At 42.2% G+C, this 16,726-nt stretch carries 14 protein-coding genes; 13 read left to right on the top strand and 1 reads right to left on the bottom strand.

Features of this window, described 5'->3' with window-relative positions; genetic code table 11:
- The first annotated feature begins 74 nt into the window (after window positions 1–74).
- Window positions 75–284, top strand: coding sequence for a DUF3283 family protein (locus L4C37_RS02480; RefSeq protein WP_137371794.1), 210 nt, complete (start codon window positions 75–77; stop codon window positions 282–284).
- 96 nt (window positions 285–380) lie between these two features.
- On the top strand, window positions 381–1,097 hold the full coding sequence (locus L4C37_RS02475) for a YebC/PmpR family DNA-binding transcriptional regulator (RefSeq protein ID WP_137371793.1): 717 nt from the start codon (window positions 381–383) through the stop codon (window positions 1,095–1,097).
- A gap of 138 nt (window positions 1,098–1,235) precedes the next feature.
- Here L4C37_RS02475 and L4C37_RS02470 read toward each other — a convergent pair whose 3' ends face one another.
- Window positions 1,236–1,487 carry a DUF2798 domain-containing protein gene (locus tag L4C37_RS02470; protein ID WP_137371792.1) on the bottom strand — a complete coding sequence of 84 codons (252 nt, stop codon included), beginning with the start codon at window positions 1,485–1,487 and terminating at the stop codon, window positions 1,236–1,238.
- Between the two features lie 85 nt (window positions 1,488–1,572).
- Here L4C37_RS02470 and L4C37_RS02465 point away from each other — a divergent pair, with 85 nt between their 5' ends.
- The 11 genes from L4C37_RS02465 (at window position 1,573) to L4C37_RS02415 (ending at window position 16,629) form a co-directional block, all read left to right on the top strand.
- Window positions 1,573–2,475 carry a LysR family transcriptional regulator gene (locus L4C37_RS02465; RefSeq protein WP_273297180.1) on the top strand — a complete coding sequence of 301 codons (903 nt, stop codon included), beginning with the start codon at window positions 1,573–1,575 and terminating at the stop codon, window positions 2,473–2,475.
- A 12-nt stretch (window positions 2,476–2,487) separates the two neighbouring features.
- Complete coding sequence (locus L4C37_RS02460) at window positions 2,488–3,363, top strand: NAD(P)-dependent oxidoreductase (protein ID WP_429767777.1); 876 nt, start codon at window positions 2,488–2,490, stop codon at window positions 3,361–3,363.
- A gap of 446 nt (window positions 3,364–3,809) precedes the next feature.
- The gene (locus tag L4C37_RS02455; RefSeq protein WP_273293780.1) at window positions 3,810–4,451 is read left to right on the top strand and encodes a hypothetical protein; all 642 of its coding nucleotides are present in this window, start codon (window positions 3,810–3,812) and stop codon (window positions 4,449–4,451) included.
- Between the two features lie 37 nt (window positions 4,452–4,488).
- The gene (locus L4C37_RS02450; RefSeq protein ID WP_137371789.1) at window positions 4,489–5,190 is read left to right on the top strand and encodes an ABC transporter ATP-binding protein; all 702 of its coding nucleotides are present in this window, start codon (window positions 4,489–4,491) and stop codon (window positions 5,188–5,190) included.
- Window positions 5,187–6,464: an ABC transporter permease gene (locus L4C37_RS02445; protein ID WP_429767776.1), complete on the top strand. Its 1,278-nt coding sequence runs from the start codon at window positions 5,187–5,189 to the stop codon at window positions 6,462–6,464. Before L4C37_RS02450 ends, L4C37_RS02445 begins: the two co-directional genes overlap by 4 nt.
- Window positions 6,465–6,528: 64 nt before the next feature.
- Window positions 6,529–7,263, top strand: coding sequence for an outer membrane lipoprotein-sorting protein (locus tag L4C37_RS02440; protein WP_273293766.1), 735 nt, complete (start codon window positions 6,529–6,531; stop codon window positions 7,261–7,263).
- 86 nt (window positions 7,264–7,349) lie between these two features.
- Window positions 7,350–8,729: a hypothetical protein gene (locus L4C37_RS02435; RefSeq protein ID WP_429767884.1), complete on the top strand. Its 1,380-nt coding sequence runs from the start codon at window positions 7,350–7,352 to the stop codon at window positions 8,727–8,729.
- The gene (locus tag L4C37_RS02430) at window positions 8,729–9,769 is read left to right on the top strand and encodes a sensor histidine kinase (protein WP_372265965.1); all 1,041 of its coding nucleotides are present in this window, start codon (window positions 8,729–8,731) and stop codon (window positions 9,767–9,769) included. The genes L4C37_RS02435 and L4C37_RS02430 overlap by 1 nt, the downstream gene beginning before the upstream one ends.
- A 39-nt stretch (window positions 9,770–9,808) precedes the next feature.
- On the top strand, window positions 9,809–10,663 hold the full coding sequence (locus tag L4C37_RS02425; RefSeq protein ID WP_429767775.1) for a LytR/AlgR family response regulator transcription factor: 855 nt from the start codon (window positions 9,809–9,811) through the stop codon (window positions 10,661–10,663).
- Between the two features lie 166 nt (window positions 10,664–10,829).
- Window positions 10,830–13,589: a M16 family metallopeptidase gene (locus L4C37_RS02420; RefSeq protein WP_429767774.1), complete on the top strand. Its 2,760-nt coding sequence runs from the start codon at window positions 10,830–10,832 to the stop codon at window positions 13,587–13,589.
- Window positions 13,590–13,824: 235 nt separating this feature from the next.
- Window positions 13,825–16,629 carry a M16 family metallopeptidase gene (locus tag L4C37_RS02415; RefSeq protein WP_429767773.1) on the top strand — a complete coding sequence of 935 codons (2,805 nt, stop codon included), beginning with the start codon at window positions 13,825–13,827 and terminating at the stop codon, window positions 16,627–16,629.
- Window positions 16,630–16,726 lie beyond the last annotated feature (97 nt).

Below are 16,726 nucleotides of genomic sequence, written 5' to 3'. Positions count from 1 at the left end.
CTCAATATGTTGGTTTTACTGGGTGGCTATGTGCTATATTTCCCGACCAAGTGTATTACAGACGAAGGCTAGCAATGTCTATCAACCTTTCACTCCTTCCGCCCAGTGAGAAAAATAAAATCGAACTGGATAAGCAAGCATCATTTCTTGTATGGAAATTGAAGCAAGCTAAATGTGGCCCTGAAGCCATTGTTGAAGAAGCAATGAAGCTAGGTGATCCAGAAGAAAAGGCTTGGTTTGAGCAGTCTGTAGATAAATACAAACGAGTAATGGGTGTCGCATAATTGCGGCTTTCTGTTACTCAGCAAGGCTGTTGAATTGAAATGACACAGCTTTTTGCTAGAATTTGCCCCGTTAATTGAATTAGAGAGAACATCCCGATGGGAAGAAGTTTTGAAGTGCGCAAAGCCTCTATGGCGAAAACTGCAGGCGCAAAAATTAAAGTTTATTCTAAATACGGTAAAGAGATTTACGTACTGGCTAAGAACGGCAGCTCTGACCCAGACATGAACCTACCTCTTAAGCACCTGATTGCTAAAGCGAAGAAAGACCAAGTACCAGCACACGTTATCGACAAAGCGATCGATAAAGCGAATGGCGGCGGTGGTGAAGACTTCCAACCAGCTCGTTACGAAGGTTTTGGCCCAGGCGGCACTAGCGTAATCGTTGACTGCCTGACAGATAACGGTAACCGTACATTCCAAGATGTTCGCCAATGTTTCGTAAAAACTGGCGCGAAAATTGGTGTTGAAGGAACGGTTTCTCACATGTTCGCTCACCAAGCTGTATTCCAGTTCAAAGGTGAAGATGATGAAATCATTCTAGAAACTCTGATGATGGAAGACATCGACGTGACTGACGTTGAGCTAGAAGACGGTGTGATCACTGTATTTGCTCCAACGACTGAGTTCTTTAAAACTAAGACTGCACTAAACGCTGCGTTCCCAGAGCTAACTCTGGATGTTGAAGAGATCACATTCGTACCTCAAAACCACGTTGAAATCCCAGAAGAAGATGCTGAGAAGTTCCAGAAATTCTTAGATATGCTAGATGACTGTGATGATGTTCAGCAGGTTTACCATAACGCTGAGCAGTAATATCAATCTATAATTGATAGCTTTGCTCTTGTGAGTAGAATGCAGAATACAAAAAACCGAGCCTAGTGCTCGGTTTTTTTATGGGTGTAATTCAGGCGTTTGTCTGTGACATGGTTCTTTGAACGGATAGCCCCTTGATCATTGTTCCGTGATTTTAGGTTGGCAAAGCGTTCTCGGGCGACAAATCCATGCTGATAGTTTTCTAATCAAAGGGAGCACTGTGAGGTTGAGCACGATGGCACACGGCCAAGCAAGAAAGAAGCTTTGTAGCCAGATTGGCGGCCATTCGTGGCTGAACCCCATTTTATAGCCAGAAATTACCCCTGACATGATAGTCGCCATGGTCAGAGAGGATAAAATCGCGGTTACCCAAAATTGTTTGTTGTTCATATTATGTTTCTCCCGTGATTTTCTGTTGTTGATAAGATAAGGTTACATCTATCCATTAGTGAGAAAAATAGGCATATGTAGAAGTATGAATTCCATATTTGGAAACATTGATGATCTCTTCTTATTCTGTGCTGTGGTTGAAGAAGGCTCTTTGCTGTCTGCATCGAAGCGGCTGCAACTGCCTGTGTCGACCATGTCGCGTCGGTTAACCGCATTGGAAGAACGCCTCAATATCCGGCTATTAGAAAAGAAAGGTCGTGAGCTGGTGGCTACCAAAGATGGTGAGGCGGCCTTTGCTGCACTGAGCAGTGGCATGGAGTCGATTCATTACGGCTTTAATAGCTTGCTGGAAGAGCGTGATGCTATTCAAGGCAAGATAAAGCTCGCAGTGCCTCATAATTTCTATAGTGGCTTTCTACGGTCGACTGTAGAGCAATACCTCTCTCAATACCCGAACGTTCAACTCGACCTTACCTTGAGCCAGCAACAACTCATTCCGCAGACTGATCGTGATTTGCTGATCACGTTTAAGATCTCGGGTATGGAAGGCATGATTGCTCGGCCACTTTTCAAAGCCAAGCACGGATTTTTCGCGAGCCAAGAATACTTAGATTCGCGTGAGACAATAGAAAAGCCGGACGATCTAGAGCTGCAAGACTGGATTAACGTCGATGATGTGTTTGATATGCCGCTCTACAAATCCGACCGCCTAGAGCAGATGATCACGATTAAACCTAAGTTCATCGTTAACGATATTCATGCGGTAGCGGCCGCAGCGCAAAAAGGCTTGGGGCTTGCTTCATTGCCTTTTCGTCATATATCCCCTGAGATGAATTTGATTCAAGTGCTTCCAGAGTATCATCGGGGTGATCGCCAAGCGTATTTAGTGTACAAAGAAAGAAAATATCAGCCAAAGGCTTTGACCCTGCTTATTGATGCATTGATTGAGAGTGTTCGATCTTTTCATAGCGATGACTTGGTCAAATAAAAGGAGAAAGAAATGAAAGTAAGTTTTATCGGGCTAGGCGTTATGGGTTTCCCAATGGCAGGCCACCTAGTCAAAGCCGGTTTTGAAGTTACGGTATTTAACCGCACTCACAGCAAAGCGCTAGACTGGGCTGATAAACACCAAGGTAAAGCTGCTGAGAGCGTGGCTGAGTGTGTTGCCGAAGCTGACATGGTATTGGTTTGTGTTGGCAACGATGATGACGTTCGCAGCATGACGACCAGCGAAACCGGAGCTTTAGCTGCAATGAAACCTGGGGCGATTCTTGTTGACCACACAACTACGTCAGCTTTGTTATCTGAAGAGTTAGATAAAGCCGCTCAAGAAGTCGGTGTTCGTTTTATGGATGCGCCAGTTTCTGGCGGACAAGCAGGCGCTGACAACGGTGTTTTAACGATCATGTGTGGTGGTGATGATGCCTTGTTCAATGAACTACAACCTATCTTTGAAGCGTATGGTAAATCTTCTGTTTTGATGGGCAGTGTAGGGCAAGGGCAACGTGCCAAAATGGTCAACCAAATCTGCATTGCAGGTGTATTGAATGGTTTGTCTGAAGGTTTGATCTTAGCTGAAAAGTCAGGTCTAGATATTCCGACATTGGTGGATTGCCTTAAAAATGGTGCAGCTGGCTCATGGCAGATGGAAAATCGTGCAGTGACCATGGCACAAGACAAATTCGATTTCGGTTTTGCTATTGATTGGATGATCAAAGACCTAGGTTTCTGTTTAGATGAAGCTCAACGTCAAGGTGTGCGTTTACCGCTAACAGAAAAGTCGATGGCTGCGTATAAAGCGTTATCTGAATCAGGTGAAGGGCGTATGGATACCTCTGTATTGATGAAAGCTGTCACAGCAGAATCAAAAGCCTAGCTGATCATAGTGTATTCGAATCAGGATTTTTTTAATCGATGGTTAAGTCGAATATTAATGATTCATCACTAAGCTTAAGTATTTAAGAATAAATTGAAGCGCTAACGTTCAACGCTAACTCATAATAACAATGGCTGTTTGTACAGCCATTGTTTTGTTTTATCTTGGTGCTATGTATCCATGCTCCTTTCTAGCTTCAATCCATTTTCCTCCATCCAACTAAGCGCTCTATTTTCCGTTTACCCAGCCTGATGACCATTCACGCCGATTAAATACCTTTCATCGCATTCAACTTTATCCATGACAATTTACGGTTAACCTTTCATCGTCAACTTATGAAAGGAACCGCAGCTATGACACATCTAACTTCGAATACAACGACCTTCTCTACTACTTCTAGTTTCAAGCAAGTAAAAAACTCCCTGAGCTCTGCGCTTAAAGTACCAATGCTAGGTTTGGCGGCATCTTTACTTTTTGTCGCACCATTTACGGTGAATGCGAATCCCAATAATGAAACGCTTTCTATTTACAACCAAGCTGCTCAAGGTGATGAAGATTTGGTTGATGTGGCTTACGAGCAACTGAATGCAACTCTAGAAAAAGAAGGGGCGACGCCTCTTACCTTGGTTTATCTAGGTAGTACTGAAACCTTAATGGGTCGAGATGCTTTTTTACCTTGGAATAAAATGAAGTTTGTAGAAAAAGGGCTAGCGACCATTGATAAGTCTTTGCACTTGTTGAGTGATTTTGAAACGCCAATTCATGAACAAGAGAGAATTCAAGGCTTACCAGAGTCGTACCTGACTCGCGCTATGGCTGCTGTTACTTATTCATCACTTCCAGACATGTTTAACCACTTTGAGCGTGGTTATGACCTATTTATTGCCCTACTAGCTGAAGATAATTTCCGCCAACAGCACTTTGCTGCCACTTCATGGGTTTACCGCTATGCAATTGAAGCTGCGATTCGAGCTGAAGATATGAAGCAAGCAAAAGAATGGTTAGCTGAAATGGAAACGCAAGATGATTCAAATATTGAAACCATGACAGCAAAAGCCTTAGTCGAAAAAGCAGTTTCACAAAGCTAATCACAGAATGAAGTCCAAAGAGCTAGAGGGAAGCGGCATGATTCAATTTAATCAAATTAAGAAAAGTTACCAGTTAGGTACTCAAACTGTGGCTGCGCTACAAGGTGTGGACGGGGTTATCCAAAAGGGCGAAATGGTGGCCTTATGTGGTCCTTCTGGTTCAGGAAAAAGTACGTTACTTAACATATTAGGTTTACTGGATATGGACTACCAAGGGGCAATCACTTTGGATAATAAACCTTATCCGAAAGAACGAATCGCGGCTGCAACCTTCCGTCGTCAGCAACTGGGTTTTGTATTTCAAAAATTCAGCTTAGTACCTGTGATGACCGCTCTAGAAAATGTGGCTTACCCGCTTATGTTAAACGGTCTGGATAAAGCACAGCAGGAATCTATGTCAATCGACATGCTAGAGCGTGTTGGATTAGGTGACTTCATCCACCATCGTCCAGATAACCTGTCTGGTGGGCAACAGCAACGAGTGGCGATTGCGAGAGCTTTGATACATAAACCTACATTGGTTATTGCTGATGAACCTACAGCGAGTTTAGACAGCCATACAGCCAACATGGTGATCGATATTATGAAAGAACTCGGTCATGAGATGGGGACAACCTTTGTGGTTGCGACACACGACTCTCGAATGGCCGAGCGCTGTGATCGAGTGATTGAATTGCTGGATGGTCAACTTCTAGGAGCACAATTACAAAACTCACCTAAGTTGGAGGCAGTGTTATGAAAGCATTAACTGTTTGGGCTCCTATACGCTTAGCTTGGTTGAATTTACTGCGTAATGGTCGCCGAAGTTTATTGTCGGTTTTAATTATCGCAATTGCTGTTTTTGCGTTAACCAGTGCTGGTGGGTATGGCTTATACACCTACGAGTCTTTACGTGAATCAACAGCTCGTGATACCGGACATTTAACTTTGAGCGTACCTGGATACTTTGAGCAAGATGAGGAGATGCCGCTGAGTAATGGTTTAGATAATGCTCAAGCGTTAATTCAAAACATCATTGGTGATACAGATGTACGTGGTGTGCAACCTAGAGTGTATTTCAGTGGTTTGGTGTCTAATGGTACCAAGACGAATATCTTCATGGGTACGGGCGTGAATGAACGTGAATTTGATATGAAAGGACCGTTCTTAGACGTTCGCAGCGGCAGCACGCTATCAGATGTGAATTCACCTCGATATGATTCTCAAGAACCGCAAGTTATGTTGGGTATTGATTTAGCCCGTAACCTTAAAGTGGAAGTCGGTGATTGGGTGACTTTACTGGCAACCACCAGTGACGGCGCATTGAACGCTTTCGACTTCAAAGTACAAGGGATTTACTCAACAGGTGTTCCTGATCTAGATAAACGCCAGTTATATATTCATGTAACCAGTTCTCAAGAACTTCTGGCATCGGATAAAGTCAGTACCTTATCAGTTTTCTTATTTGAGACAGGTTTGACGGACTCAGTGCAAACCCGTTTGGAAAGTAAATTGTCTGCCCCTCCTTTCTTGAATGATCTTGGCTCACAGAAGATCGAGATCACTCCTTGGCAAGATCGCGCTTTTTTCTATACCAAAGTGAAAGATCTGTATGACCGCATTTTCGGGATCATGGGCGCTGTGATGGCATTGGTCGTCTTTGTGTCTTTGTTCAATACCATGACCATGTCGGTGACCGAGCGTACTCGTGAAATAGGTACTTTAGCAGCGCTTGGCAGTTATCCATCGGAAATTGTTTCTGGCTTCTTAAGAGAAGCAGGACTATTGGCATTGATAGGCAGTGCTGTAGGCGCGATAACCAGTGCGCTCGTCAGCTTATTGTTGCTGGTGGTTGATATTCAAATGCCACCACCACCGGGAAGGTCAGAAGGTTACCCTTTGAACATCTATTTCTCATTTGAGCTGGTTGCAGCAGCAACCTTGTGTGTGATGCTGATTTGCTTAACGGCGGCTTACTTTTCTGCAAGAAAAGGCGTGAATAAACCCATTACAGAGGCACTAGTGTATGTATAACTTCAAAGAGATAAGACGCTCTCAACGTTTCCTGATTAACAGCTTTTTTATAGTGTTTTTGTTCATGGGTAACATCGCGAATGCATCACAAAGCTTAGACCAGCAAACAGTAACTGAAATGATCGCTAAAGCAGATCGCTACCGACTCAACTCAGAAGCGGCTTCAAAGGTAATTTCCTTAGTCAACTTATACGAAAGCGGGCAATTGGACAAAACGCGTCAGTACAATGTATATACGCGCCCAAATAGAGAATCATTAGTTGTGTTTAAATCCGCGGTAGAGGCGGGGCAAAAAATGCTCATGATAGAAGATAGCTACTGGCTATTGATGCCGAAAAGCCGTCGTCCTATTCGTATTACACCAATGCAAAAACTATTGGGTGAAGCGTCGGTAGGGGACATATCGACTTTGACATGGAGTGAAGATTACCAAGGCTCTTGGGTGAAACAGCAAAGCCTAACTTTACCTTCTGGTGAAAGCTTACAAGCGCATCAATTGAAGTTGATATCGAAAACCAAAGGGGCAAGTTATCAAACCATCGATTTATGGGTGAGTGTCGACAGAGCCTTTCCTATTAAAGCTGATTTGTACTTACGTTCAGGGAAAATAGCCAAACAAGCGTGGTTTGAAGAAGGTGTACGCAATGAATTGCCAAGTGTCGTTGCGATGACGCTACTTGATAAGATCCAACCTAATAAAAAGACAGTGATTGAGTACTTGGAAATCTCAGAACAAAAGCTAGAAGATAAGTTCTATAACCCAGCTTACCTATCACGAAATAGTGTGTCAGGGCTTTAATCATGTTTGGTCGTAGGGAAACGTATATGAAAAAAGCATGGGTACAGGTTCGTTCTTTAGGCTTATTGAGCTTAATAAGTGTCGGCATGAATGCTTATGCCGAGGCTGCCTTTCATGAAGCTGTCTATCATGGAGGTACTCAAACAGATCAAGAAGTGACATTGGCGTGGGACTGGCAAATCAGTGCGGACACCACACAATCCAGAGAAACGCCGTTTAGCTTACAAAGCCAGCATAGCTACCAATCAGTGAATGCGTTGCTTGATTTAGAAGTCGGTTATGAAAACTGGCTTGGGCTATTTGCGATTAAAGGCAACGATTTATACAGCCATAGTTCTCATTTCACCTCTATTGATAGCAACTCTACTTATGGGGCATCACAAACGGACTTTGAGGCTGAGTTCATTATTCGAGAGCTATTTTGGCAAGGTGAATGGGATTTATCGACTGATTGGCTTGGTGATCACTATCTCGATGTAACCTTGGGTAAAGTTCGTTTAGATTGGGGAGTCGGTTATGGTTATCGCCCACTTGATGTGATTAAACCTTACCGCCGTAACCCTGTTGGAATAGTGGCGGAAGAAGGGGCTGGCGTGTTCTCTCTTTCTTCGTTTGATGGGCTAGGGGAGTGGACGCTTATTTATAGTGATTCTTCTTGGACATCTCATGACAGCGACTCTCAATACACCAACGAATTAGAACAACAAAGTGAACAGCAAGGGTTTGGTATACGCCGTTACGGCTTAGTTGGAGAGCATGAATACCAATGGCTCGCTTATTATGATGACGTTAGGCATGGCTTATTTGGGGCAAGCGTGGTTTCTGTACTGGATCTTGCTTGGGAGTTTCATGGTTCAGCGGTGTATCAGCGCCACAGTCTTGGCTATCAGCAGCCCAAGACACAACCCAATAACCTTCAGCCTGTAACGTTATCCGAGAAGGGTGAGGCTTATCAAGCACTTGTCGGTTTAACGTGGGCGAATGAAATCGGCAATAGCATTATTCTTGAATACTGGTTTGATAGCCGAGCATGGAGTGGCTCTGAATGGAAAGAAGCAATCAACAGTGCAACGCTATTAAAAAGTAACCCAGCAAGCGCCACACTGGCTGGTTCCTATGCTCAGGGTTATCAGCACGCCAATATCGTTCAGCATAACCTCATGTTTCATTGGGCATTAGACTCAACTGCATGGGCGCATATTTTTTCAGATGGCATGAATGAAACACCTCAAGGTGATTCGTGGGGATGGCTAAGCAGTGTGACTCCAACCTTAGATGTGCTGATTTCGCCTGAAGATGGTGGTTTTATTGTGACTCAATGGATCAACTACCAAATAGTCGATAGCGGCTCATCTTCGGTTGATTTGGAACTTGCTGCACGCTTTTTAGCTGGTAAAGGTGATTCTGCTTACGCCAATCTACCAGATAGCCATATATTCATTTTAAATATCAAAGGACGATTCTAATGGCACTTAACATTTCTCAACGAATCAAACCTAAGCACTTTCCGTGGATCAAAAGTGTATTACTGACTAGTTTGTTTTGTGTATTAATTGCGTTTACCACACAAACGGTTTGGGAAGGTGGGATCGCACATCACTTATTGATCAGTTTTGGTTTTGGTTATAGCGCAATATTGTCTTCATTCGTCATTGTCCGCTTATTTCCGAATATCTCAAAGTTACTTGAAGCTGCGACCTCTATGGTTTTTTCATTGATTGTCGGGACGCTGAACGCGCGATTTTGGTTGGATGAATATTTAGATGACAGCCAGTCAGGTATGAAATCTGTAGTGTTACTTGGTATTGTTTTTTGTACCATTTGTTATTACTACTTTTATACAAAAGAACAAAAGCTTGTGGCTGAAAATGCCCTAGAAACTGCGAAACGAAGACAAGCCGATCAAGATAAAGCGTTGGTTCAAAGTCAACTCAAACAATTACAAAGCCAAATTGAGCCGCACTTCTTATTTAACACGCTAGCGACTATAAGCGCATTGATTGAAACTGATAATGACAAAGCCAAGCTTATGCTTGAGAAGCTGACAGAGTTATTACGAGTGACACTAAAAAACAGCCGAAATGAGCAATCTACCATTGAACAAGAGCTAGCTTTGATTAACGCTTACCTCGGAATCCAAAAAATTCGACTGGGTGAAAGGTTAACGTTTTCTATCAACAGTGAAGGGATATCTGATGATCAGATTCTACCTCCGTTTTTGATTCAACCTCTTGTTGAAAATGCACTAACACATGGTATTGAACCAAGGGCTGTGGGTGGTAATGTGTCTATTCAAATTACTCGCAAAGATTCACATCTGGTGATTGAAGTTTCTGATAATGGCGCAGGGTTGAATCCTGAACCTAGCTCAAGTACTACTGGGCATGGTGTGGGGCTTAGTAACATAAAACAACGCATTGAAACTTTGTTTGAAGGTAAGGCAAGTATGTCTATCAAAGAGCAAAGTACTGGTGGTGTAATTTCTACGTTATCGCTGCCTATTTAATCGAGCAATTTACAGTGTGAATTTAAAGGAATGACAAGCATGGCTAGGGCTGAGCAACCAAAAAACGTGACGGCAATCATTGCTGATGATGAAGCATTGCTTAGGCGACATCTAGATAAAACATTAGCGGAAGTGTGGCCAGAACTAGACATCGTTTCTTGCGTCGATAATGGATTAAAAGCATTACAAGACATTGAAACCCTCAACCCTGATATAGCATTTCTCGATATTCGAATGCCTGAAATTGACGGCATGAAACTCGCCCAGAAATTGCAGGCGCTACCTTCACCTCCACTTGTCGTATTTATCACTGCTTATGACGAATACGCCGTGAAAGCATTCGAGCAAAATGCGGTTGATTACTTACTCAAGCCAATTAATGAGGCTCGTTTAAGTGCAACCTGTGAGAAGTTGCAATCGAGGCTTGTCAGTTTACATTCTTCTCCAATAAAAGGTTCTCAACAAAATAAATCGTTATCTGCTTCCGCCATACAGACACCAGACTTAGCGGCTTTGATGGAGCAAATACAGCAACTCTCGCAACCGGCTCAAATGCCACAGTACTTAAATTGGGTGAAAGCGAACGTAGGTGATGATCTTCACTTAATTTCTATTGATGATGTGTTGTTTTTTAAAGCCGAAGATAAATATGTCTCTGTGTTTAAAAAAGATGAAAACGGAAAGCTCCAAGAGTTCATTATCCGAACTTCTTTAAAAGAGCTTCTTAGTCAACTTAATCCAGATGAATTCTGGCAAATTCATCGTTCTACAGTAGTGAAAGTATCGTCTATTCAAAAAGTGAAAAAAGACTTTTCCGGGCAAATGTTGGTTCATATTGAAGGTAGAAAACTACCGGTAAGCCGTTCATCTCAAACCTTATTTAAAGGTATGTGATTCCACTTTAACTCGGTACTCATGCTGCATGATTTGTAATTTATAAAACCAACAATTTCAAAAAAAATAACGATGGGTTGCAAAAAATAAAAGTAGAGCGGATAGCGAAGAATAATGATATTTGAAGGCGATATATTAGGGGAAAATACCACTTAAAGAGGTCGTCATGAAAGCACATTATGCCGCTGTTGTACTTTGCGTAGCATTAGCCGGGTGCAGCACTCAGCCTACCCAAACCTTATTAAAATCTGACCCGTATTGGGTTACTGGCGAATTGAATAATGGTCTTAAATACCATATTTATCCTGACAAAGAACAGCCTGTTTCGGTACGCTTGCTTGTACATGCCGGCTCACTTCAAGAAAATGAACAGCAGAAAGGCTATGCTCATTTTGTAGAGCACATGGCTTTTAATGGCAGCACCAATTTTTCTCAAAATGATGTAGTAAGTTTGTTTGAACAGGCTGGCGCAAGTTTTGGTGCAGATCTCAACGCGTATACTTCCTACCAAGAAACTCTGTATAAACTTGATCTTCCTGATAATAGCCAATTAGAAAAAGCGGTTACTTGGTTGCGCGATATCGGTGATGGTTTAAGTATTTCTGAGGAAGAGGTTGAAAAAGAGAAGGGGGTGATACTTGGTGAGTTTCGCTATTCCCGTAAAGAAGATAAGCCCTTCGCCTTCAAGTTTTACGACCACTTAATTCAAGATAATCAATTTGCCAAACACGATCCTCTTGGCACTAAAACGTCAGTATCCAATGTGGATGCTCAAGGTCTGAAAGATTTTTATCAAACATGGTATCAGCCTCAATTGACCGAACTGGTTATATCTGGTGATATCACGCTTAGTGAAGCGATACCACTTGTAGAAGAAAAATTTTCAAGCTGGAAAAGAGGGACGACCCCGTTCCCCAATAAGAAAAAACACACCACGTACAATAATAATGACTTTGTCGATTATGTTGGGGGCAGTGAATCTCCAAGTATCGGAATCGTGATTGATCGTGGTGCAAGAGTTACCACCAGTCATGAGCAACAACACCAGTTATGGTTAGATGAAATCTCACAACAGTTGATTCAGCAACGTCTCTCTGATGTATTTGTTGATGCGGCGTTACCCATTCAATGGGCTTTCTCGACCAGTTATTTAATCGAGTACCAGCGTTACTCGATAACCAGTGTGGCCTTTCCTACTCAGCACCGTGAGCAGAGCCAACAACAGTTTTTCACTACATTGGCTTCTTTACGTGATTACGGTGTGACAGAAAATGAACTGAAAGTTCCTTTACAGGAATACACATCGTATTTAGAAGACGTGAACAGCAATTGGGATAAAATGAATGGTATTGGTCATGCAGAAGGTAAATCGGTTGCGTTAGTTATTGATCAAAAAGTGCAATCTCAGTTGGATTACATCGCCAGTATGAAAGTGTTTTTGGCTGATTTGAACGTGAAGACGATCAACCGGAACCTCGACAAACTGTTATCAAGTTCTTACTTTATCGGCGTAGGGTTAGATGAAAGTGAAGACGTAGCGGCAATACAGGAAGAGCTATCTGGATTGAAATCTACGTTTAAGAAAACAGGCTCAAAGCCATTATTAGTCACCGCCAGCAATGCGTTTAGCGCACCTGGAAAGCAAGGTGAAATAGTGTCGGTGAAACAAATTAACCAAGACCCAAGTTTGCAGAAGTGGACTTTAAGTAATGGCGTGGACGTATGGTATTTACGTGATAGCAAGGCGGGGAATCAAGTCGGTGTATATTACGCTAGCCAAGGTGGTAAAGCTGCATTAGACCCTAGTTTGTTTCCTGCGACCGAAGTGGCTGTTCCCGTCGTGATCCGAAGTGGAGTCGGGGATTTTACTGGTCCTCAATTGGATGCTCACCTAAAACGCCATGATATTCAAATTTACCCATTTATTAATTTTACTCATCATGGGCTAGAAATTAGCGCCAAGAAAAAAGGGCTAGCTGAAAGTTTCGCCGCTCTTAATGCTATCATGAATGATGTTAAGGTTGACCCTGCTCAGCTAGAAGCTGTGAAAGAAGAATTTGCTCAAAATCGCAGTGCTTACTTAGCGACACCTCTTGGCGAGTTTACGCAAATGGTGAACAAGAATAGTTATAAAAGCGACAGCCGACATTTCATGTTGGAAGCTGATGATGTAAAGCGTGTCACGGCAAAAGAAGTGGAAGCGATTCATCATCAACTGTTCCAAATGAGGCGTAACAATACGCTGGTGGTTGTGGCTGATATTAACCCATTAGAGCTGAAGCCTTTGGTTCGTCAATACATTGCATCGATACCTTTGGAAGCCATTGAAGCGCCTGAGTTTACCGTCGCTTATCAAAAAAATGCTTTGCCTAGAGTGGATGTTAACGTAAATACAGAAGACAGTAGCCAATACTTTCTAAGAGTCATGTCAGACAACCATACTAGCCAATCAGCGAAGGATGTGTTTATGGATGATATGTTGCAAAGAATATTGAGCCGCCGTTTAACTTCATATGTGCGCGAAGAGCTCAGTTTGGATTATGCACCGTATGCTTTTTCAGCGGCACAAGATAGCGAGCCAAGCCATGACTGGTTCCTAGGTGCGCAAACGGCACCTGAGAACATAGATCAGATAGAAATAGCCATCGATAAAGTGATTACAGATATTTTAACGGGTATTTCAGAAGAAGAAACTCAGGTTGCAGCAAAGCAGTTGGTGGTGGATCTGAACCCTATTAAAGATAATCCAACCCAACAAGCTTGGTTTCTTTCACGGTATCTAATTCATGGCTATGGTGTGAATGCATTGATGGATATTCAAGGAATGGCAGATTCCATTTCTCAAGAGGATATGTCTCAACATGCTAAAGACATTTTTGGTAGTGGTAGTTGGACTTCTAAGAATGTAATGAGACCTAAGTTGTAAATTAAACTCTGTATGAATTTTATCCAAATAGAGGTGAGAGTCGAGAAGTCGCTCTCACTTTTTTGTATTACTAGAATGAAAATGGCCTATTTACTACGAAATATAGGAGTGAAGTAAGCTTAAATAATTTATAAAATGAAGATCGTGATCACAAAGCTATTCGTACAATTTAATATTAAATAATAATCATTAGCTCAGCCTGTATATTGTCACTGAATGACATTAAGAGGTTGTTATGAAAAATTATTATTTAGCGACAGCGCTTTGCGTAACTTTGATTGGCTGTAGCTCAACTCCCCAAAATACCCAACTCCAACCTGATCCTGCTTGGACTTCTGGTCAGCTAGACAATGGTCTTACGTATCATGTTTATCCAGATCATGAAGCATCTGTTTCTGTTCGATTATTGGTTCATGCCGGTTCATTCCAAGAAAATGATCAGCAAAAAGGCTATGCCCATTTTGTTGAGCATATGGCTTTCAATGGCAGCAAGAACTTCTCTCAAAATGATGTTATTAGTTTATTCGAGCATGCAGGTGCCAGCTTTGGTGCGGATCTGAATGCGTACACTTCTTATCAACAAACGGTGTATCAATTAGATTTACCTGATAACACTCAGTTGAAGCCTGCTTTAACTTGGTTGAGAGATATTGGTGATGGTCTTGAAATCGCAAGTCGCGAAGTGGAAAAAGAAAAAGGCGTCATTTTAGGTGAATTCCGTTATTCACGTTTAGAAGACAAACAAGTTGCAGATAAATTCTATGATCACTTCATTGAAGGTGGCCCATATGAATTTAAAGATGCTCTGGGTACGAAAGAGTCGGTGACTCAAGCGAATTCTCAAGGGTTAAAAAGCTTTTACCAAACTTGGTATCAGCCTCAATTAGTTGAGGTGATAGTGTCAGGTGATATCAACATTAATGATGTGGTACCACTCATTGAAAAACAGTTTTCAGATTGGGAACGTGGTCAAACACCTAAGCCTGCAAAACAAAAAATCACGACGTTTAATGAAGGTGACTTTATTGAATATGTGGGTAGTAGTGAGCCCCCGAGCATCTCTTTGATGACGAAACGTGCACCTAGTGTGATTGAAAATCATGCCCAACAGCATCAGTTGTGGCTTGATGAGTTTTCTCAGCAAATGATTCAACAGCGGCTAAACAAAGCATTTAATGACGCAGCACTGCCTACTCAATGGGTGATATCGCAAAATTACTTGATGGAATATCAGCGTTATTCGTTAACCAGTGTGGCATTCCCTGCAGGTGAGCGAGAAGTGACACAGCAAAAGCTATTGTCGACTTTAGCGTCACTGCGCGATTATGGAGTGTCGGAAAACGAGATTGTGAGTGAAGTCCAGGTTTACAAAGGCTTGCTTTATAATGTTGAGAAAGATTGGGATCAAATGGACAGTGTGATTCACGCTGATTATAAAACCACAGCTTTAGAGGTTGAGCAAAAAGTACAGTCACAACGTGACTACCAAGCTAGCCTTGGAGCATTCCTTGAGAATTTAGATCTCGATGTGATTAATGACAATATTGAGGCGTTACTATCTAGTGATTATTTCTTGGTTGTAGGGGTGGATAAGAGTGAAGACCGAGCAGAAATCATAAGCAGCATCGATAGCTTGAAAGCTGAATACAGCAAATCTGGAATTCAACCATTATTTGCCATGACCAGCAGTGCCTTTGCGATTCCTAGCGCTCAAGGGGACATTGTTACTAAAGAGCAAATGTATACAGACCCGCATATCCAGAAGTGGATGCTAAGTAATGGTATTGAAATGTGGTATCTGCGTGACTCTCTTGCTGGTGAGCAAGTTGGGCTGTATTACATTAGCTTAGGTGGTAAAGAGGCGTTAGACCCTAGCTTATACCCTGCGGTTGAAGTGGCGCTCCCTGCCATTGCAAGAAGTGGTGTTGGCAGCTTCACGGGTTCTGAACTTGAAGCTCATATGGATCGTGAAAGCATTCAGGTGTATCCATTTATTGATTCTACTCGTCATGGCATTGAGTTTAAGCTGAATAAAGATGGGTTAGCAGAAACGTTTGCCGCTTTAAACGCTATTGTGACATCTCCCAATGTATCACCAGACCAACTGGAAGCAGTCAAACAAGAATTTATGGAAGCTCGAGAATCTTTCTTGGAAAGCCCTGTTGGTCAATTTGATCAAGCTATGAACCAGAACAGTTTTGCGCCGAGTAGCCGTCACTTTTTATTAGACGGAAAAAGTGTTGAGTCTGTTTCGGCTGATGATGTGTTTAGTGTTCATCAGCAACTGTTTGGTCAATTTCGCAATAATAAACTCGTAGTTGTCGGGAATATTGACCCAAGTGAGTTGATGCCTCTTGTGCGTCAATATGCCGCTTCTATTCCATTGGAAAAGGCCGCAGTGCCTGATTTTAAAGTCGCTTACAATACTAAGCTCAAAGAGCGCATTGATATGGCGATTAACAATGAAGATAGCACTGAGTACATATTGAGAGTGATTTCTGAGAAGTCATCAGAAGCGGTGTCTGAAACTGAATTGCCGAGTTCAGGGCATACAGAAAAACAATCAGCGAAAGAAGTCTTCATGGAAGATCTTCTGCAGCGTATTCTGACTATTCGTTTAGATGGATATATTCGTGAAGAGTTGAGTTTAGACTACTCGCCTTATGCTTATTCAATATCACAAGACGGTGAGCCAAGTTATGACTGGTTTGTGGGAGCACTAATCGCACCTGAAAATGCGGATAAAATAGAAGTTGCCATTGATAAAGTGATTACTGATCTGCTGAAGGGCATCTCTGACGATGAAATTAGATCGGCGGGTAAACAATTGGAGAACGACTTCACCCCGTTAGAAATAAGCCCGGTTGATCAAGCATGGGTTGTGTCTCGTTACCTTATACATGGTTACGGAGTCGAAGCTTTGTTTGATGTTAATAAGATGGTGAATTCAATTTCTAGCCAAGAAATGAATGAGCTTGCAGAACGAATTTTTGGTGAGAATAGCCGACAGGTCAAGAGTATCTTACGTCCTAAAAGCTAAACTTAAGTGCTTTGCATTCGAACTAATTAAGACAAACGTCTATTTGTTACGTTTAAGTTAGGGTGAACAAGTTACTCTGTATTTCAAAGCCAAGCAC

Origin of the sequence: Vibrio kagoshimensis (assembly GCF_050337535.1) — a bacterium.
GTDB lineage: Bacteria > Pseudomonadota > Gammaproteobacteria > Enterobacterales > Vibrionaceae > Vibrio > Vibrio gallaecicus.
The sequence above is the reverse complement of the archived record's forward strand: the minus strand, read 5'-3'. Positions and strand labels throughout refer to the sequence as shown.

Bases quoted from the DNA above. Each gene is read 5' to 3' on its own strand.
- L4C37_RS02430 (WP_372265965.1), top strand. From the start codon at position 8,729: ATGGCACTTAACATTTCTCAACGAATCAAACCTAAGCACTTTCCGTGG.
- L4C37_RS02480 (WP_137371794.1), top strand. From the start codon at position 75: ATGTCTATCAACCTTTCACTCCTTCCGCCCAGTGAGAAAAATAAAATC.
- L4C37_RS02470 (WP_137371792.1), bottom strand. From the start codon at position 1,487: ATGAACAACAAACAATTTTGGGTAACCGCGATTTTATCCTCTCTGACC.
- L4C37_RS02450 (WP_137371789.1), top strand. From the start codon at position 4,489: ATGATTCAATTTAATCAAATTAAGAAAAGTTACCAGTTAGGTACTCAA.
- L4C37_RS02440 (WP_273293766.1), top strand. From the start codon at position 6,529: ATGGGTAACATCGCGAATGCATCACAAAGCTTAGACCAGCAAACAGTA.
- L4C37_RS02465 (WP_273297180.1), top strand. From the start codon at position 1,573: ATGAATTCCATATTTGGAAACATTGATGATCTCTTCTTATTCTGTGCT.
- L4C37_RS02445 (WP_429767776.1), top strand. From the start codon at position 5,187: ATGAAAGCATTAACTGTTTGGGCTCCTATACGCTTAGCTTGGTTGAAT.
- L4C37_RS02460 (WP_429767777.1), top strand. From the start codon at position 2,488: ATGAAAGTAAGTTTTATCGGGCTAGGCGTTATGGGTTTCCCAATGGCA.
- L4C37_RS02415 (WP_429767773.1), top strand. From the start codon at position 13,825: ATGAAAAATTATTATTTAGCGACAGCGCTTTGCGTAACTTTGATTGGC.
- L4C37_RS02420 (WP_429767774.1), top strand. From the start codon at position 10,830: ATGAAAGCACATTATGCCGCTGTTGTACTTTGCGTAGCATTAGCCGGG.
- L4C37_RS02475 (WP_137371793.1), top strand. From the start codon at position 381: ATGGGAAGAAGTTTTGAAGTGCGCAAAGCCTCTATGGCGAAAACTGCA.
- L4C37_RS02425 (WP_429767775.1), top strand. From the start codon at position 9,809: ATGGCTAGGGCTGAGCAACCAAAAAACGTGACGGCAATCATTGCTGAT.
- L4C37_RS02455 (WP_273293780.1), top strand. From the start codon at position 3,810: ATGCTAGGTTTGGCGGCATCTTTACTTTTTGTCGCACCATTTACGGTG.
- L4C37_RS02435 (WP_429767884.1), top strand. From the start codon at position 7,350: ATGAATGCTTATGCCGAGGCTGCCTTTCATGAAGCTGTCTATCATGGA.